Source organism: Enterovibrio gelatinilyticus, from assembly GCF_028683095.1.
GTDB lineage: Bacteria > Pseudomonadota > Gammaproteobacteria > Enterobacterales > Vibrionaceae > Enterovibrio > Enterovibrio gelatinilyticus.
The window spans coordinates 1-17,513 of record NZ_JAJUBC010000011.1; the positions used below are offsets into that span (position 1 = coordinate 1).

Annotated in this window: 18 protein-coding genes; 7 read left to right on the plus strand and 11 right to left on the minus strand. The window is 46.2% G+C overall.

Features of this window, described 5'->3' with window-relative positions; genetic code table 11:
- Positions 1-192: 192 nt before the first annotated feature.
- Complete coding sequence (locus tag LRP50_RS10935) at positions 193-867, minus strand: GntR family transcriptional regulator (protein WP_274164499.1); 675 nt, start codon at positions 865-867, stop codon at positions 193-195.
- Positions 868-1,436: 569 nt separating this feature from the next.
- Here LRP50_RS10935 and LRP50_RS10940 point away from each other — a divergent pair.
- From LRP50_RS10940 to LRP50_RS10955, 4 genes are all read left to right on the plus strand, one after another.
- A complete protein-coding gene (locus LRP50_RS10940; RefSeq protein ID WP_274164500.1) occupies positions 1,437-1,661 on the plus strand; it encodes a hypothetical protein in 225 nt (74 codons plus the stop codon).
- Positions 1,661-2,029 carry a hypothetical protein gene (locus LRP50_RS10945; protein ID WP_274164501.1) on the plus strand — a complete coding sequence of 123 codons (369 nt, stop codon included), beginning with the start codon at positions 1,661-1,663 and terminating at the stop codon, positions 2,027-2,029. The genes LRP50_RS10940 and LRP50_RS10945 overlap by 1 nt, the downstream gene beginning before the upstream one ends.
- A 113-nt stretch (positions 2,030-2,142) precedes the next feature.
- Positions 2,143-2,991: an AraC family transcriptional regulator gene (locus LRP50_RS10950; protein ID WP_274164502.1), complete on the plus strand. Its 849-nt coding sequence runs from the start codon at positions 2,143-2,145 to the stop codon at positions 2,989-2,991.
- A 147-nt stretch (positions 2,992-3,138) separates the two neighbouring features.
- Entirely contained in the window at positions 3,139-3,741 is a 603-nt protein-coding gene (locus tag LRP50_RS10955; protein WP_274164503.1) for a LysE family translocator, read from the plus strand.
- Between the two features lie 112 nt (positions 3,742-3,853).
- Here the strand turns inward: LRP50_RS10955 and LRP50_RS10960 are convergent, their stop codons facing one another.
- Positions 3,854-4,960, minus strand: a complete 1,107-nt coding sequence (locus LRP50_RS10960; RefSeq protein ID WP_274164504.1) for a M20/M25/M40 family metallo-hydrolase — start codon at positions 4,958-4,960, stop codon at positions 3,854-3,856.
- A gap of 184 nt (positions 4,961-5,144) precedes the next feature.
- Entirely contained in the window at positions 5,145-5,801 is a 657-nt protein-coding gene (locus tag LRP50_RS10965) for a glutathione S-transferase family protein (RefSeq protein WP_274164505.1), read from the minus strand.
- Between the two features lie 144 nt (positions 5,802-5,945).
- Here LRP50_RS10965 and LRP50_RS10970 point away from each other — a divergent pair, with 144 nt between their 5' ends.
- On the plus strand, positions 5,946-6,821 hold the full coding sequence (locus tag LRP50_RS10970) for a LysR family transcriptional regulator (RefSeq protein WP_274164506.1): 876 nt from the start codon (positions 5,946-5,948) through the stop codon (positions 6,819-6,821).
- Positions 6,822-6,917: 96 nt separating this feature from the next.
- On the opposite strand, the gene LRP50_RS10975 is transcribed toward LRP50_RS10970, so the two are convergent.
- The gene (locus LRP50_RS10975) at positions 6,918-7,541 is read right to left on the minus strand and encodes a LysE family translocator (RefSeq protein ID WP_274164507.1); all 624 of its coding nucleotides are present in this window, start codon (positions 7,539-7,541) and stop codon (positions 6,918-6,920) included.
- A gap of 235 nt (positions 7,542-7,776) precedes the next feature.
- Between LRP50_RS10975 and LRP50_RS10980 the strand changes: the two genes are divergently transcribed.
- Positions 7,777-8,181, plus strand: a complete 405-nt coding sequence (locus tag LRP50_RS10980; protein WP_274164508.1) for a hypothetical protein — start codon at positions 7,777-7,779, stop codon at positions 8,179-8,181.
- A gap of 96 nt (positions 8,182-8,277) precedes the next feature.
- On the opposite strand, the gene LRP50_RS10985 is transcribed toward LRP50_RS10980, so the two are convergent.
- The 5 genes from LRP50_RS10985 to LRP50_RS11005 form a co-directional block, all read right to left on the minus strand.
- A complete protein-coding gene (locus LRP50_RS10985) occupies positions 8,278-10,248 on the minus strand; it encodes a diguanylate cyclase domain-containing protein (RefSeq protein ID WP_274164509.1) in 1,971 nt (656 codons plus the stop codon).
- Positions 10,245-10,793 (minus strand): YfiR family protein, encoded by a 549-nt coding sequence (locus LRP50_RS10990; protein ID WP_274164510.1) that lies wholly within the window; start codon positions 10,791-10,793, stop codon positions 10,245-10,247. The genes LRP50_RS10985 and LRP50_RS10990 overlap by 4 nt, the downstream gene beginning before the upstream one ends.
- A gap of 28 nt (positions 10,794-10,821) precedes the next feature.
- A complete protein-coding gene (locus LRP50_RS10995; RefSeq protein WP_274164511.1) occupies positions 10,822-12,996 on the minus strand; it encodes a TonB-dependent receptor plug domain-containing protein in 2,175 nt (724 codons plus the stop codon).
- Positions 12,997-13,356: 360 nt separating this feature from the next.
- On the minus strand, positions 13,357-13,845 hold the full coding sequence (locus LRP50_RS11000; protein WP_274164649.1) for an NUDIX domain-containing protein: 489 nt from the start codon (positions 13,843-13,845) through the stop codon (positions 13,357-13,359).
- Positions 13,846-13,886: 41 nt separating this feature from the next.
- A complete protein-coding gene (locus tag LRP50_RS11005) occupies positions 13,887-14,009 on the minus strand; it encodes a hypothetical protein (protein WP_274164512.1) in 123 nt (40 codons plus the stop codon).
- Positions 14,010-14,231: 222 nt separating this feature from the next.
- Between LRP50_RS11005 and efpL the strand changes: the two genes are divergently transcribed.
- On the plus strand, positions 14,232-14,798 hold the full coding sequence (gene efpL, locus LRP50_RS11010) for an elongation factor P-like protein EfpL (RefSeq protein WP_274164513.1): 567 nt from the start codon (positions 14,232-14,234) through the stop codon (positions 14,796-14,798).
- Between the two features lie 249 nt (positions 14,799-15,047).
- On the opposite strand, the gene LRP50_RS11015 is transcribed toward efpL, so the two are convergent.
- Positions 15,048-15,773 (minus strand): DUF3726 domain-containing protein, encoded by a 726-nt coding sequence (locus LRP50_RS11015; RefSeq protein ID WP_274164514.1) that lies wholly within the window; start codon positions 15,771-15,773, stop codon positions 15,048-15,050.
- The gene (locus LRP50_RS11020; RefSeq protein ID WP_274164515.1) at positions 15,770-17,482 is read right to left on the minus strand and encodes a hypothetical protein; all 1,713 of its coding nucleotides are present in this window, start codon (positions 17,480-17,482) and stop codon (positions 15,770-15,772) included. Before LRP50_RS11020 ends, LRP50_RS11015 begins: the two co-directional genes overlap by 4 nt.
- Positions 17,483-17,513 lie beyond the last annotated feature (31 nt).

Consider the following 17,513-nt stretch of genomic DNA (forward strand, 5'->3'; position numbering starts at 1 on the left):
TGGCTACTGTTTGGCGTCATTAACACTGTGTTATCACTCATCAACACAGAGATATTACCGCTATCCTCTGTATCTCGCCTGTTCGCAAACAGTTCGCGGCAGTAATCAACGATCTGATTCCGTAGATTATCCTGCTCTACCATGTCTCTTCTCCAACCAAGTTAATTGCCACAGCCAAAAATATCGTAACGTCTATTGAATCGGTCTTGCTTCAATCAAGCCCGTGATGCCCTTCAATAAAGAAATTAATTCTCTCGAGGATCGCTGCAAGTACGCTTCATGTGAACGTTTCGCCGTTTCCTTATCACCACATTCTATTGCTCTGACTAAATGCGAATACGCATCTACAGCCTCCCAAGGTGTAACACCCAATTTAGAAACCATTGCACGAACACGGCGAGATTTATCCATCATTCGTTGCATAAGTAATAGAAACGTTTTGTTACCCGTTAAACGGATTAACGACAGTCGAAAAGCCGCCTCATGCTTCACCCACTTGGTGTTGTTCTTCTGATCGCGGGCGTCATAAAGCATTTGAAGATGAAATTTCAAGGTATCCCAGCATTTATCATCCAACGTTTGAATGTCGAGATAGCTGATGGCGTAAAGCTCTAATGCAGCAACCACCTCGAGCACTTCATGAAGCTCATCCAAAGAAATTGGCTTGATATAAATGCCACGTCTCGGCACGGGCTCGATCAAGCCTTCTTGAGCCAACCGAATACACGCTTCTCTCAGTGGCGTACGCGAAACGTCAATACGACGTGCTAGCGCCTCTTCGAGATAATAGCTTCCGACTTCCAGTTCATTGGACAAAACCATTTGCCTGACAGCTTGATATGCCGTTTCTGTCAGCGTTTTCCTCATTACCATCCTTAACATTCACACGATTCGTTGAGGATGCGTTTCCTCAGAAAACCTTGTATTCCGTCATGACGACTATAAAAATACGTATACGTTGATAGTTTTGTTAAAAACCAAGAATTTCGCAAGTTAATAACAATGACTGGCATTTTTCATTTGAAAAATGAGACGTTTGTCACCAAAATGTTAGATTTGACTTCTTTTCTGATTTAAATCTAATCGTAAATTTCAATTCATGTTTTCAATTAATGTATACGTTAAATGCATCTTCTAGTGATCGAATTTCATGAGTGAAATACAGAAAATATATTCGAGGAGCCGGATTCATTTGCACTCATGAGAATCTGTTTGAGAAGATTCACTGAAGAATTGGGGCAACATTTGGGGGTAGCCAATGCGGTTAAAACACCGCCACATCCGCACTGAAAAGTTGATGAAGATCTCAAAAATTGTCTGGTAGGCTTCCGATTCACTCGGCAAACCGTAGTCTGAAACCTCCCAAGCAGCAGAAACCAGCAAGTCCGTTTCAAGTTGCAGCATGGGATTCTGACAAGGAAACCAAGGAGGGCGATATGGCAGAACAAAACAACACGCTTTACTGTGAGGATTGTGGACGAGTAACGCCGCACACTCACATTCAACTAGAACCGAGAAAAGTCTCACCAGACAGCACACTCTTTCAGCGCGCCACCATTGTTCTTTCGAACTCAATGGATTTAATGCTCGGCAGTTCTTATGAACAGTGCACTTGCTGTGGCTCAACATTTGGGCACACAGACAGTATTGGTGGTATCTAATGCAGTTAGACGCGCTTTCTGAACTTCTTAATCACAATGGTTTTAACACCACAATGAAAAACGGCAATGTCCGAGTGCATTCGGGTTGGGCTGTATTGCCTATCACCATTAAGCACGACATTGCCAAAGACACCCTTGCCGTAACATATAATCAGACTGGCCAACTTCTTTGCGCTATCGCCTTTGTTATTCAGTGCTTCATGTTCCTTGGTGCTGGCGCATTCTTCTCAGCAGGGCTGGCTGGGTCGGTCGTGTTTTTGTGTGCGATGAATGTGATTCTGACGGACTCTGCCGCAAAAGAGATCCGTCAACATCTTCGTCAAATCGCCATTCCACGAGAAGACACTCAGTCAATCTCAGCCCCTTAATCCCCTAACCCTCTTTCAGCACGCCTTAAATCAAGCAATTTTGTTCAAGTTTTGGTTAGCTTCGATGCTTATACTTTGCAAAGATGTTGAGAACGCACACTGAGGGAATCGACGTGACGACACAAAATCGTTTTCATTTTGCCCAAAGCCAACACCTTGATGGTGTCTCTGTGCTTGACGCAAACATGCGTGATTTTTCCTACGACAAACACGCTCATGAAGAGTTTTCTATCGGGGTAACGTTACGAGGTAGGCAAGATTTTTTCTGTCAGGGTGCGTATCATAAGAATCCAGCCGGCGCTGTTCTGCTCTTTAACCCTGAAGATGTTCATGATGGTCATTCTGGCGGGCAGCAAGATCTTGAGTATTTGATGCTGTATGTTCACCCAAGCAGCGTTGCAAGCCAATTCAAGGCGTTAGGAGTGAAAAACCCTTCAAGCCTTCGTATAGAAGGCTGCCGATTAGACAGCATGGCACTTCGCAACCAAGCGCTAATCATGTCATCCCTTATCAAAGACCAAGCAAGCAACCGCATCGAGCAAGAATCCGCACTGTTTCAGCTGTCTCATGCCATGGTTTCTTGCACCGAATTTCTTGAGGATGTGGTGCCAGCCCGCCGGCAAGATACGCTGTTGCTCCGTGCCAAAGATTTCATTCAATCGCACATCGATAAAGATATTTCCATTGATGACATCGCAAATGCGGCTTCATTGTCGAAGTTCCACTTTATCCGTCTGTTTCGCGCGCAATTTGGTATTACGCCCCACCAATACGTACTCAATTGCCGCATCAATGGCGCGAGAAAGGCCTTGGAGTCAGGTATGCAATCAAGTGATGTAGCACAAGCATTTGGCTTCTCCGATAGCAGCCACTTCAACCGCCGTTTTAAGCGCGTATTTGGTATGACACCAAAACAATACCAGCTCCAAGTTAGAGCACTACCGCCGCCCCACCTCGAATAAGTGCTCAACCTCACTTCTTAGAATCAGCGCTCGTTAATACCAGCGCGTCGGAATCACTGGAAGTGTTCCAATTTCCAACTCACTCAGGCTTCAGTTCACACGCTGAAGAGGCCTTTCGCTCGCCTTGAATATAGAGATTAGATTGTTATGTTAGAACTTTTCGCATACGCCATCGGCATTATGTACTCACCGGGGCCGGTTAATTTACTGGGGCTAAATGGCGGTATCCAGGGTAAAACTAAGCAAAACCTTCCGTATTTTACGGGGGTTGCCATTGCCATGCTCATTCTGTTTGTTTCGCTGAATGTGGTTGGGGGTTCTTTGGTGACAGAGGAATCATTGCCTTTCGTCAGCGCCGTGGGAGGCTGTTATATCTTATATATTGCCAGTAAGTTGATCAGCGCTCGCATACAAATTGATAACACGAAAATGGAAGATTCATTGTCGTTCAAAGACGGGCTGGTACTGCAACTACTCAACCCCAAAGGGTTTATCGCGACATTACCTATCGTGACCATTCAATTCCCTGCCGCCGGTATTCATGGCGCAAGCAGTTTGTTCTGGATTTTTGTTCTATGCCTATTGGCCTTTGGCGCACCCACCTCTTATTCAGTCATAGGTGGGTTGATAGGTCGTCGAATTCAGCAGCCCATTTATTTTCGCGCATTCAACGTGTTAATGGCGCTGATGTTGGCCTTTGTCGCTATCGATATTTTTCACCAAAACGTCTATACGCCGTGGTTCAAATGAATTTTTCCTACCTATCCGTTGGTTAAATTAGGATTGCCATCGATATAATAAGCCTTGAGCTAGAAATAAAAAACCGCCTGAAAACGGCGGTTTTTTTTCTACAAATCAGCGTTTATCGCGTCACGTATGCACGAACAAACTCACTGATAGAAACAAGGTCACTCACGGCAATGAACTCTTCCGTGGTATGAACTTTTGCCATGCCAGTCGACATGTTGACTGTCAGTAAACCTTTTTCGTTGAAAACATTCGCGTCAGAACCACCACCCGTAGGTTTGGTGACAGGCTCAATGCCTATTGCTTCAAAAGCCGCTTTAATAGCAACAACGTGTGGGTTGTCATCAGCAATGCGGTAAGCATTGTAAGAACGTGTTGATTCGATATGGATACCCGCGCCGTGCTTTTCAGCGGCAGCTTCAAACGTTGATACCATGTGCTCAACTTGTTTCGCCAGCTTATTGTCGTCTAGCGAACGGGCTTCCGCTTCAATGTAAAGCTCAGGCATCACAATGTTCGTCGCCTGACCTCCACGTACCACACCGATATTTGCAGTGGTTTCTTCATCGATACGGCTTAGCGTCATGTTGCTGATCGCATCAGACGCCACGGTTAAGGCATTTATCCCCGTTTCAGGTGCCAAACCCGCGTGTGCTGGTTTACCTTTAATGGTGACTTTAAGGCTTTGTTGGCCAGGCGCAGTGGTGATAATAGTGCCGATCGGGCCACCTGAATCTAATACAATAGCTTGTTGTGATTCGATCATGCTGATGTTGAAATGCTTGGCACCTTCAAGGCCAAGTTCTTCGTACACTGTGAACGCCACTTCAATCGTTTTGTGGGCTTCACCGCTCTCTTGAATGGAACGAACCGCTTCCATCACCGCAGCAATACCCGATTTATCATCACCACCCAAAATGGTCTCGCCATTTGAGCGAATAATGCCATCTTCGATGATTGGCTCAATACCGTTGCCCGGTGTCACTGTGTCCATGTGGCTGCTGAAAATAATGCTGCCTTCCAATGACCCTTGCAATTTACCGTAAATATTAAAGCCGTTAGAAATGGTGTCAGGAACAGGCAATTTTGTTACTGCAAATCCCATGTGACCCAATTGTTCTGCCAGAGCTTCGGCAACAGCTTTTTCGTTACCCGATTCACTGTCAATTTTCACCAGCTCAATAAAATGCTCAACCAGTCTTTCTTGATTAATCTTTGCCATCGGTGTGCGACTTCTTTTCTGCGAGATGAAGACACACCTTAAACTGAAGTGCGGCGCATTTTATATGGGTTACATCAAAGAAACATTCGATTTGATGGGAATATATACAAACAAAAAAGACGGGCAAACGCCCGCCAAAAGTATGGTAACTGGAGGCATCTTTGATAGATGCCGTTTTCTGTCCCTAGCTTATTTCTGTGCCCGCCTCGTCTTCGGCAACCACAGAGGTGTCAGACTTTGATTCGTTAACCCACTGCTGAACCGCCGCGCTGTTCAACACATGGTCGGCATAAGCTTGCGCATCAGGTGATAACGCCACGCCGTAGGTAATAAACCGTAATACAACTGGGGCGTACATCACATCAGCAATAGAAAACTCACCAAATAGCCAACCGCCTTTGTTGCCGAATTCTTGTCTCTGCCCCGCCCAGATTTCATCGATTCGTGCCACATCTTTCAAACACGCTTCAGACGGTGAGATTTTGCGTCGACCACGGATATTCATTGGCATTTCATTACGAAGTGCTTGAAAACCTGAGTGCATTTCTGCTGAAAATGCGCGTGCTTTTGCACGTTGTGCAATATCTCCAGGCCAGCCCTTTCCACCTAGATATTGATCATTCACGTATTCGCAAATCGCCAATGAGTCCCACACTTCTATTGGGCCGTCCACCAAAACAGGGACTTTTGCAGCGCCAGAGTGTTTCGCAATCTCGGCATAGAAAGATTCGGTAAACAGTTCAAGCTCCACTTCGTCGAACGCAATGTCGAATCCACGTAATACCAACCAGCCACGTAGTGACCACGTCGAATAATTTTTGTTTGCGATGATGAGTTTCATGACACACTCCTTTGCATGAGATAGGTTAGGACGAATTCAGTATGCAAGGTTGCGGTGGCGGTTTCTAACGCATAGTCTTGATAGTTATTATTTGAATTGTTGATGCTATGAGTATCGAGATAACAAATCGCAAGTGGGTAACACATGGATATTGATTCACTAAGAAGCTTTTTAGCCATTGTAGACACAGGGAGTTTCACCCGCGCTGCAGCACAAATTCATCGCACGCAATCAGCGATCAGCATGCAGATAAAACGGCTCGAAGAAGAGCTCGACAGCCCGCTATTTGACCGCGAGAAACGTCCGCTCAGCTTGAGTTTGTCAGGACAACGCCTTGTCAGCCATGCTCGACGTCTTGTTGCTGGGCATGATGAAGCGCTAGATGCTTTCAAACGCGACGATACGAGCCGCCCCATCAGACTAGGTTGTCCCGATGACTATGCTGAATCTTTGTTACCAGAATTTATTAGTGCTTTGCGCTCACTGATTGGCGACCAAACATTTGATGTTCTGTGTGCATCCAGTACGCGTCTAAGGCAGCGGTTAGACAGTGGTGAATTAGACATGGCAATCCTCACACGCTCACCCGATTCTGACGAAGGCTGGTTACTCAAGCATGATAAAGGGGTATGGGTCAGCGGCAGTGACGTGAACCTGCCCCATCGTAGACCCATGCCCGTCGCACTGTTCGACAAAAACTGTAAGTTTCACTCCACGGCATTGGATGGATTAGGCAAGCTTGGCATTGAGGTGGATTTGATTGCATTTACCACCAGTGCTTCCACTCTGCACGGCTTAGCACGCGCAAATCTCGCGATTTCGGCCATGGCATCGGGTAGTGTGCCTCCCGACTTACAGATCATCACAAACGGAAGCCTTCCTCCTCTACCTGCTGTCGATATTGTGGTCGTGACGGCAAGTCGCTCTCATCCTCTGATTTCACCGTCGATCATTTCACAATTATCTCACGCTTTTCTAGCCAACCAAGGTAACGTGAACGTGGCATCACTGGCATCGTAAAGCCCTAAAGGAATACCATTTGTGATTCAGATAGCTACAAAAAAAAGCAGCGAGTTCGCTGCTTTTTTATGTAGCTGGTAACGCGCCAAGTGCGAGTTAACGGCTCAAAGCCAAGTATGCCCCTGCCCCAATCATGATTGAGCCAGCCCCCCGATTCATGCGTCTCACTGCTTTTTCAGTTTTCAACAGCTTAGCCGCTTTCGCGGCACCAAAGGCCACCAGCATTGCACCACTCATCAATGCAATGGCAGCCAATACATTGGCTAACACCACATCTGCCATGCTGAGAATAGTTAAATCCATAAAAGTGGGCAAAAACGCGATGTAGAACAGAATCACCTTCGGGTTCGATGCTGAGATTAAAAAGCCTTGAACGAAGGCAGAAATGTGCCCCTTTGTTTTCTCTTCAGCAGATCCGGTTACTGTTGCCAGTTGTGGTAAAGCACGGAACATTTTGTAGCCGAGATAGATTAAATACGCTGCACCTGCAAAGCGAATCACAGTGAACAATTCAGAGTAATTTTCCGCAATCGTCGCCAAACCAAAACATGCCAAAGTGAGATAAACCAAATCGCTCACCACCATTCCGGCAGCCAATGCCGTGCAGCCTCTCGCCCCTTTCACCATCGCGCGAGCAAGAATCGCGAAGATGCCCGGACCCGGCGTCAATACAAAAATAAAAATGGCCAACGTGAATGTCAGCGCCCCTTCGATAGACATTGTTCTTCCTATGGATATTTCTAACAACAGACTGAAAGTATCAGAAAGTTCGAGTACAGACGAGAGGAGTTTTGTATGAGTTCACGCTCTTTAGAGTTGATGAAAAAACTTCTGAGGTTACCGACAACTATGATGGTGACGTCATGCGATTTGATTCTTACATTTGTGAGGCTTGTAGCATCGAAAACGCTGCTAATTTCACGGTAACGGGCGGATATTCAGGCAGGAAAGAATCATGAAAAAAGAAGCCAATAATTGGATGGAATCATTCACCCGAAATGGCGTAGTAGCAACAATGGGGTTACTCCTTTTCGTGTGTTTTTCTGTTCAATCCGCTATCAGTCCTGACCTAGATAACCAGATATCTGTGTTGTGTGACAAAATGCAGTCTTGTGCGCTTGAAAGTCTGGGTGGTGAGAATGTTGATACAGCCAACAGCGCCTTTGTGGAGAAGATGATTGGGGCGGCGTGTAGGCAGATTCGTGGCGAGTTCGATGTGATGAGTCTCAGCAATAAAGTCGATACCGCGGCGACGGCCTGCTTGAAAAGCATGACGGCGCTATCTTGCCAGGCTTTCGAATCAGACGTTGAAACGCCTGAATGTTCTGCACTGGCTAAGATGACCCAAAACAGTTTATAACCGCCAATTATATTAGCGAGATACCATCGACAAGCTTGTCGCTTTGCTCATTGCTCATTGCTCATTGCTCATTGCTCATTGCTCATTGCTAATAGCTCAAAGCTCTTCAGCGGATAATTCTCTAGCGAATAACTTTCTATCTAACTCACCAGTCACCATACCTTCTTGGGCAAAAGCATAACCATTCTTGCCGTTAGCCTTGGCGCCATACATGGCTTTGTCGGCTTGCTCGATGACCGTCGCCAGTGATGCATTATCGTTTGCCACCCAGCGTCGAATGCCAATACTCGCACTGACTTGAGGTTTGCAATGATTGATCACCATTTCCTGACTCAGCCTTTCGAGCAACCGACTCACAATGCCATCCACTGAAGATGCATCCTGAATCGCGATGAGAAATTCATCACCTGAAAGACGTGCGACAAAATCATACCGTGACAAGCAGGCCTTCATGCGACTTGCCACCACTTTCAATAGCTCATCACCAATGTTGTGTCCAAACTGATCGTTGACCGCTTTGAAGCCGTCTAAATCGATAAACAGGACATGCATACCGTGTCCCTTGTCATGATCACGACTGAGTTTATCGAATGCATGTGCTCGGTTTGGTAAGCCCGTCAACACATCGTGATTAGCGATATGATTCAAACGCTTGATTTCCATCTCCACAGTTTGGTCAACGATGGACACGACATAACCGTCAATTTTTCCTCTGTGATTAACCAAGGTTTGTGCGGTTATTTGGCACGGTAAACAATCGCCGGCCACGGACATCATCATGCCTCGCCATTGATAGCTTCCTGTCGAAATTAACGCTTTAATTTCGCTGAAGGCGGCGCGGAAACGTTTATCAACGTCAAGCTCACTCCATGTACGATTCTCACCAAATAAGCGAATACTCGCCGTATTTTGAGTTTTAATATTCAGAGCACGAGACAAGACCAACGTGGCGTTTTGACTCTTATCAAAAATCATCTCAGCAAATTTACGACGCTGTTCAGATTCTCGCTGAGCCGTCACATCTTCAAACTGCAATAATGAGTGAAGTGCCGTTGCCATCGGATGCGTGCTGATCAAAAACACAGAACCCGTTTCGGGATGAATAAGCTCTACATTTTTTATCGGCTGATGCGCATCAATGGCAGTGGAGATTGCCACCATATTGTCTGCAGGTTCAAACACCCCCAACAAACTTTCAAGACGAGTGGGTGTGCATCCAAAACGGGTTAACTGCCTTTCTGCCGCAGGGTTGTAATAGGTAACGTTGTCTCCCGGTGCAATAACCATTACACCTTGGTCCATGGTATCCATCACCTGACTGATGTATCGGCTCTTATTCTCCAGTTCCTGTAGCGTTTGTTTCAACTGACCATCACGCTCAGAAAGGTTCGTCACCATTTCGTTAAAGCAGGCAGTCACTTGGCCCAACTCATCGTTGTGTCTTACTGGAATACTCCGATTCACCACACCAAGCCTAATAATCGCAGACATAGATTGGTGCAGTGATGCCAACGGAGAGGCAACAATGCGATGAAGCATTTGAGCAAATACCAGAGACAGAATAGATAACGCGGTCGTGCCTGCGGTTAAATACATCAACAAAGCTCGGCGTTCTTCCTCTATGTTGTTTCTCGATACAGTAAGAAAGATATCACCCAACTTGTCGTCGCCGAGAACAATCTCAGCAGACACGCGTTCCACCGCCGTGCTGGCACAGAGGATATGTTGCGCTTGTCGAGCGCAATCATCAGGTAAACGAGAGAACGAGGCAAATTCCAAACGTTCATTGGTGAGTACACGCGCTGCGATAAGATCGGGATTCGCACTCAGCGCATGAAGCTGTTCACGCCCTGTTTCTACATCGCCAAATGCCACAGCCGCATTGAGGTTGCTTGCCGCAGACATCGCCATCACTTTCGAGCTATCAATCAGGCTTTTCTCTAGGTATCGCACCACGGCATGGTCAACTGCGCTGCCTAACACGATCAAGCCCAATGTCATCAATACCCAAGTTGGGAATATGAATTTCACTCTTAATGGGAGGTTGTTGAGAAAACGAAGGTTCATGCGTTATCTCCTTCTTCAATGATCGAAATTGATAACAACTGAGAACGCAATGAAAAAGGTGCGTACTGTAAATTATTAAGATTAATGAGGGGTCTAACTCGGTTGTTCATTTTGACAAAAGCCGCCATCCCGCCATTAGCAGTGAACTCATTACCCTCACCGACAACCAATGCGTCGGGAAATTGAGTGCGTAAAGTCGAGATGTGCTGCGCAGAAGTATTGGCGGTATAAACAATGTGGCAGTTTATATCAGTTTCACTTTGTTGTGTGATAGCGGTAAAGCTCGCTTGATCCGGCTTTCTCGCAACCACATCTTTTAATCGAAGACTGACTTCGTTGTCGCTATCTGAACAAAACGCATATCGGCCTGATGTCGGTTGAAGGGTTTTCCAATCAATCAAAAAAGCGAAGCGATATAGGTAGACCGCTTTCAAATCCTCATCACGAAAATCACTCGCACGCGCACCTAAGCTGACCGTGATGACTGTCGCCAACAATAGCCAGTTTAGTTGTCGCGAAAAAGCTCGTTTCGCCAAATCAATCATTCAAAAGCGCTACCAAATCAGACTCTTTTTATTTCCATTGCCAATCGACTTCTAGCCAATATTGCGTACCATTATTAAACCCAGCGTAACTTTCGGGATACTCGTTCACTTGGTCGTTGAACAAGCTTTCTGCGCTCAAAGTAACTAGCGGCATGTGTTCAGATGCCTGCCAACCTATCACCATATCCCACGTTAACACTTCTGGCCACGCGTAGTATTCGACATCCTGAAGCACGTCATCTGGACTGCTAGCATGTACATAGTTAACGACGTTACTCACCCACCATTGCGGTGTGATATCCCACATAATTTGAGCATTGGCTAAATGCACAGGTTCATTTTCGTAAGAACGCATTGGGACGTCCGTCGAAGAACAGATAGCGCCGTGACAGTCTGCTTTAATTTCACGATAGCTGTAACTCGCATTCACTTGTACCGCGGAAGTTGGCTGCCATTTCATGCTCAACTCACCACCGTAGGTCTGAGAACTGAGTGGTGCAATGTGTTGATACTGGAACAATCCGATCACGGTTCCATCTGCATCAGGAGAGGAATTACCAATTATCGGAGGCAAGTGTACACCCGATATTTGCATCCATGCTGGAATACCATCTTCTTCGCTGTAAAACAAATTAGCGTCAAACTGGAAAACATTACCTTCCCATAGACGATAACCCAGTTCATAAGTATCTACAGTCTGAACGGGAAGATCCTCATTCCCTAGATATTCGACAATTTGAAGGTAGTCTACTGATTCAAGGCACTGATAAGCATCAGATTCGTCTACGTAGCAATAGTTTCCAAAATAATTACTCTGATAACCATTTTCGTGAAAATCCGTCGAGCGTCCTTGGCGAGCAGGTGTCACCACCGCCCTACCCCAACCAGCCCACACTCGCTGATTGTCTCCCACCTCTTGCATGACACGCACCTGAGGCTGTGAGAAGGTCTCACTCACCATATTGAAGTACTGCCAACGGTTACCCACCATCAATGACGTGGTGTCAGTCAGCGGATAGGTGTAGTTGAAATACGCCGCGGCGCTTTGATTCACAAAACCGGCTTCGTCTGCCACACGTACATACGGAGAGGTATAAATTTCACTCGGCTCATACGGTCGGAAATATTCGTCAATCACACGATAGTCAAAGCCCACCGTCAGTTGCCCACCCAACACGTTGTTGTCGCTGTAGCGCGTTTCCGAGTCGATACGAGTGAAATAGGCATTACGGTCCGAGCCATCGCTACTGCTGTAGGTTAGCCAGAATTGCTGCTCCCACTGTTTGGAACCACCTAATTCTTGCAAGAACTTAACACCAGCAAAATACTCTTCCGCTAGCATTTCAGTTTCGTATTTGACGTAATCTGGGCCATCGACACCGGGCGTCAAAAAGTGTGGTTGATAAGAACCCCAGTTGTAGTCTTCACGAGAACGAATGCCGCCAAGCTGAAACGACACTTCACGGTCGTTTTTCTGATAGTCGCCTCGCACGCCGAAACGTTCTGTCTGAACGCGGAAATGCTGTATTGGTTGAACACGGTCTTCATCACTTGTCCAAGGCATGTGCTCAACAAGCTCAGCGTACCCACTCATGTAAAGATTATTGGTAACTTGGCCGCCGTGGTGAACCCGTGCTTCTTTGTAATGGTAATTACCAATAGAGGCTGACACTTTATTGCGTGGCGCGTCTTCTGCATCGTAGGTAATGACGTTGACAACAGCATTCACGGCATTACCGCCCCAAATCGTGCCAACCGGGCCCATCACCACTTCGATACGTTCAATGCTGTCCAAGCTTACGGGGATCAAATCCCAGTCCACGCCAGAAAACATGCCGTTGAATACACTGCGCCCATCCACCATTACAAGCATGGTGTTACTCAGCGTTTCATTAGGTGACCGAGCAGCAATACCCCAGTCATAGTTAGAATATTTCGCCACGTGCAAACCTGGCGCTAGTACCAGAACATCTGCCACGGAACGTGCGCCTGAGCGCTTAATTTCTTTTGCCGTAATAACATGAACAGCGGCAGGTACATCGGACAGGCTCAATGCCGTTCGCGTGGCGGAAACAACTTTGGTATCGCTGAGCGATTCCAATGGCATGTCTAACAGCGCGGCAAGTTCGTCGTCAGCAATTACTGGCGAAGAGATAAGTAGGCTTAAACAAGCAGTAGAGACTGCCAGACGGGCTTTAAGCATTATGGGCTTCCAGGATGTCGCAGTTTTATTCACGCTAAAGCTTCTTGAAGCGTATTTTTACTGCGTTATTGTGTATTGACTGCTCCGCATTCGACCATGAAAAATCAGCCGTTGGATTACAGTGTATTTTTTCATACATTATACGTGCAACAAACTGGATTTCGTACTCCTATAACTCAATGAATCCGCTATTTTTTAATTGTTCTGGGAGTGAAAGCAATAGGTGTCATATATATGACGGAGTAGAGAGGGTGAGTGACAGTTATTCGACACAATAACTCGTGAAATAGACGCAATAAACAACATATTTATTGCGACCCAATCGACTGTGTTTATAAGGTTTTTTATAGGCAAACGTTGTTAAATAAGCTGCTTAAGTTTTAGCAAGCCATAAGCTGCGATAGTCACCGTATCTTTCAGTTTCCCACCGATAATCATTTGCTCAAACTCGCTGATAGGAAAAGCCGCTGAAATCAGGTCTTCTTCTTCAGTATCGAGTTGCTTGCCCACATCAGTTAATCCCGTCGCCAAATAGACGTGACAGGTTTGATTAAGAAATCCATAAGCCACAAACTGCGCGCCAAGATAGGTCATCGATTCTGCCTGCATGCCCGTTTCTTCACGCAATTCTCCTTTCGCTAATTCAAGGTGATCGGCATCAGGGTTTGATTCCCATGCGCCTTGAGGGATCTCCCAACAGCGTTGTTGCACCGTGTATCGATATTGTTGCACCAGATGAATCATGCCATTCTCGATAGCGAGAATCGCTGCACAGTCCGGTTTATCTACCACACCATAAATACCCTCAGCTCCACTGGCTCGCACCACTTTATCTTCTCTTACACTCATCCATTTGTTCTGGTAAACAATGTGGCTTTCTAGTTTCTTTATCACGGGCTATCCATCATGTTGTTATATACCCAATCCACCTGAAGATGCTCGATTTCAGAGCCCATCAGTGCAAGTTTACTGAATCCTGCATCTTCAAGTTGTTTGGGTATAGGCACTGGCATTGTGTTTAGCATAGTCCTTTGTTTTTAAGCAACAGTTCAAGCTCTGTTACGTTTTCTTCCCTGCACCTCAGGGAACAATTGGTCCATCCTCACCTTCCAGATTCGGTACCACAATCACATTCACATGCACAGACACGAGTAGGTGTTTTGGTATAGATCCACTTGCGAAAATTTAGAATCATGATATTTTCTTGCCAAATTTTCTAAATTGGAAAAATGACCATGCCAAAGGCAAGTGAAATCAAAAAAAACGCAGTTATCGAACATGGCGGCAAAGTGCTTGCGGTTAAAGACATTTCTAAGCTAACCCCTGCTGGTCGTGCAGGTACAAGCCTATACAGAATGCGTCTTTACGATGTAGCGACAGGTGCAAAAGTTGACGAAAGCTTCAAAGCTGATGACATGCTAAACCTGGCAGACTTCAGCCGTCACGCGGCAGATTTCTCTTACATCGATGGTGACGAGTACATCTTCATGGATAGCGAAGACTACACGCCTTACCACTTCAACAAAGAAACCATTGCTGAAGAACTTCTATTCATCAATGAAGACACCAAAGGTATTCAGGTTCTGACTGTTAGCGGTCGTCCTGTAGCAATTGAATTGCCTTCAACCGTTGATATGGTGATCACCGAGACGTCTCCTTCAATCAAAGGGGCTTCAGCAAGTGCTCGTACCAAGCCAGCCACTGTTTCTACTGGCCTGACCGTTCAAGTTCCAGAGTACATTGGTATTGGCGATAAAATTCGCATTAACACCACTGAACACAAGTTCATGAGCCGCGCGTAAATTTACGCCCTCATTTTTTTGCACTGAAAGAGTCTTTGAGTGCAAACAAAAAGCCCTGATGCCTTTTCATCTCTTTGATGAGTTCGGTATCAGGGCTTTGCTTTTTTTGATTAGGCTATTTATTGGCTAGAGTGTCTAGTCGCCATATTTAATGACTGAGCATATTTAATGACTGACTATGTTTAGTACGTGACTATGCTTAATACGTGACTATGCTTAATCGCCGCTAGCTTGATCAGGCAAGTCAACTCACTCCCCTGCGCCTTGCAGCGAACGTTCACTGTTTTCCACCAGCCCACGAGCGACATATTTCTTCAACGCATGCCAATGGCTTTCATCCACATTAATGCCTTTCTTCCATGCTTTCGCTTCAGCTGCCATTAGCATGTCTGAACTGATGCTTGGTTCCCCTTCGAATACGGCGTCTTCAAAGGGCGCAAGCTGGATATCAACCAACAGGTCGTGATGTGGCAAATCGCTTATCCCACTCTGCTTAGGTTTATTAAAATAAACCTCAGGGTATCGATATCCCGCATTGTGAACACAATCTACAAACTCAGGTGATTCGCCGTTTACCCATTGCGCCCTCACAGATAATCCTTTGCCAGCCAATTTAAGAAGTTCGCTAAACCCAAACCATCTATTGCGGCAATTGCGGATATGAAGCTGAACATGCTGCTCGCCAATCAACTGATCCACGGCGACATCAATCAACGCAGGAAAGTGACACAGCAAGCTCGCACCAGACAAATCAACGATGATCGTCTCTCCGTCCTGAACAACCGAAGCCACAGGGAAATCACCTTCTTGTTCAATGGAGGCTAACGCGGACAAAAACAGTGACACGCCATTCATGCCTGCCATCTCCAAATCGACGACCATGTTAGCGATGTTTTCCGCTTCGCCACATTCTCGCTTTAAGCTGTCATAAGCTTTTGCGCATAAGCTCACGAGTTCGTTATGTGACACTTTCATTGGCAGCGCTCCTCATTGCTCGCAACCGTATTAGGTAGCAAAGGAAACAGCCAACTCTCTTCCTCATGATTGGGCTTCAAGTCAGTAAACAGCGGCGCACCTTGGAATAGCGTGACACGAACCCAACGCGCGGAGCGAGGATCAAACTTAGTCGCTCCAAACATCGAAAGTTTGCACCTAAGCAGGTGAATAGGCAGCATATCGCGCGCAAGCGCATTAATCTGAATATCGCCCATCGGCACATTGCCCAAGGTCCATACCCGACGTGCTATGGTTCTGAGTTTTGGATGAATAAGCAAGAACTGAGCGAGCGACCCTTCACCATTGCTGTCCTGTAGCGTGCTATACAGTCTCGATACTTGACGAGCAATGTCCAACGCCAGTTCGTTTTCCTCGCCGGGCTCTTCTCCTCGAACAGCAAGTCTTGGCTCTTCTTTATCCACTGAACGATACCAAAACCAGTACTGATTATCAGGCTCCGAGAAATCGATATTAATTGCCCATTGGTAGCGAGTTTCAATTAAAGAAATCATTTCACTAACGGTCGCACCCGGTGTAAGCGAAAGACTCGGATCGCAATTCATATCATCAGCAAGCGCATCTACCTGCTCTGGGTGTAACTCCATGATGCTGCTAAAAAATATCTCTTGTGTTTCAAAGCTACACTCGGCACACAAAGCATAAATTTCAGACCATCGAGTCGCACTTTCCGCATTATCTTGAACCCGTAAAATGAGATCATTCAGTTCAGACACACTGTGTTGGTTAAGCGTTCTTTGCTGCTCATCAATTGTCGTCACTTGGCAGAGATGGATTTTTGCTTTTTCGAGCAGTTGGCAAACCCCATGCAAACGTTCAACGTCAATCGGCATAGCCAGTATGGTTGCAAACGCAATTTCGCGTTGCGTGATCCATTGAGCAACCACACGAGGGTGCGTGATCAGAAACGGCGCCATACCTAAGCCTGTGGCATTTCCGATACCTATGTACCGTTGTAATGCAGGCATTAGCGTCGTCGCTTGATCGCCACCTTGTTGAGCGGCAATGAAATGCACCCAATCTAAGCTAAATTGACGCAATAAATATACTGCGCACATCTGGGCACTAAAAGACAGATTGAAATCGTCATTGTCTTGTAAGGTTTCAAAATCGGCGATCCCAAATTTCCCATTACCATAGACGGCAGTGGTACGCAGAATGTAACCAACCTTAGCCATCTCTAACGGATCCGGCTGAACACCCTTTGCCAGTGCAGAGATCACCAAATCAAACACTCGAACACTTTTGTTTGCACGGGAAAGCACCAATACTTTGGGTGAGTTACGCCCCGCCTCTTGCAGTGGCACATTTTGTCTTAATTGATCGAGCCCTTTTTGACTCACGCGCCCTTTGATCAAGGCAAACGTCACATCCCATTTTTCAGCAATGACACGATCGTTACGCTCTTCGTCTTCAATCGCATCACAAAACACAACGAGTTGATACGTGTGTTTCGGCGTCGTCAATTCGTAGATCACCGTACCTAAGCCGTCAGACTGAAGATCCCACCGCTTCGTCGATAACGTCCATTCCTCGTTCGCCATTTTACGAAGTAACGAACGCACAAAGCTGATACGTGTTTGGTGCATCGCCCCTAGTCGACGCGGATCCATCACAATCGCAGGATCGCGTAGCGCCGTTGCAACTTCCAAGGCAGAATTTGTATTCATCACTTTACCTATACTCAATCACGTGACAAAC

Excerpts from the sequence above, each read along its gene's own strand:
- LRP50_RS10970 (WP_274164506.1), top strand. The coding sequence starts at position 5,946 with ATGGATATTGATTCACTAAGAAGCTTTTTAGCCATTGTAGACACAGGG.
- LRP50_RS10960 (WP_274164504.1), bottom strand. The coding sequence starts at position 4,960 with ATGGCAAAGATTAATCAAGAAAGACTGGTTGAGCATTTTATTGAGCTG.
- LRP50_RS10995 (WP_274164511.1), bottom strand. The coding sequence starts at position 12,996 with ATGCTTAAAGCCCGTCTGGCAGTCTCTACTGCTTGTTTAAGCCTACTT.
- LRP50_RS10990 (WP_274164510.1), bottom strand. The coding sequence starts at position 10,793 with ATGATTGATTTGGCGAAACGAGCTTTTTCGCGACAACTAAACTGGCTA.
- LRP50_RS11005 (WP_274164512.1), bottom strand. The coding sequence starts at position 14,009 with ATGCCAGTGCCTATACCCAAACAACTTGAAGATGCAGGATTCAGTAAA.
- efpL (WP_274164513.1), top strand. The coding sequence starts at position 14,232 with ATGCCAAAGGCAAGTGAAATCAAAAAAAACGCAGTTATCGAACATGGC.
- LRP50_RS10955 (WP_274164503.1), top strand. The coding sequence starts at position 3,139 with ATGTTAGAACTTTTCGCATACGCCATCGGCATTATGTACTCACCGGGG.
- LRP50_RS10985 (WP_274164509.1), bottom strand. The coding sequence starts at position 10,248 with ATGAACCTTCGTTTTCTCAACAACCTCCCATTAAGAGTGAAATTCATA.
- LRP50_RS10980 (WP_274164508.1), top strand. The coding sequence starts at position 7,777 with ATGAAAAAAGAAGCCAATAATTGGATGGAATCATTCACCCGAAATGGC.
- LRP50_RS11000 (WP_274164649.1), bottom strand. The coding sequence starts at position 13,845 with ATGAGTGTAAGAGAAGATAAAGTGGTGCGAGCCAGTGGAGCTGAGGGT.
- LRP50_RS10940 (WP_274164500.1), top strand. The coding sequence starts at position 1,437 with ATGGCAGAACAAAACAACACGCTTTACTGTGAGGATTGTGGACGAGTA.
- LRP50_RS10945 (WP_274164501.1), top strand. The coding sequence starts at position 1,661 with ATGCAGTTAGACGCGCTTTCTGAACTTCTTAATCACAATGGTTTTAAC.
- LRP50_RS11020 (WP_274164515.1), bottom strand. The coding sequence starts at position 17,482 with ATGAATACAAATTCTGCCTTGGAAGTTGCAACGGCGCTACGCGATCCT.
- LRP50_RS10935 (WP_274164499.1), bottom strand. The coding sequence starts at position 867 with ATGAGGAAAACGCTGACAGAAACGGCATATCAAGCTGTCAGGCAAATG.
- LRP50_RS11015 (WP_274164514.1), bottom strand. The coding sequence starts at position 15,773 with ATGAAAGTGTCACATAACGAACTCGTGAGCTTATGCGCAAAAGCTTAT.
- LRP50_RS10975 (WP_274164507.1), bottom strand. The coding sequence starts at position 7,541 with ATGTCTATCGAAGGGGCGCTGACATTCACGTTGGCCATTTTTATTTTT.
- LRP50_RS10965 (WP_274164505.1), bottom strand. The coding sequence starts at position 5,801 with ATGAAACTCATCATCGCAAACAAAAATTATTCGACGTGGTCACTACGT.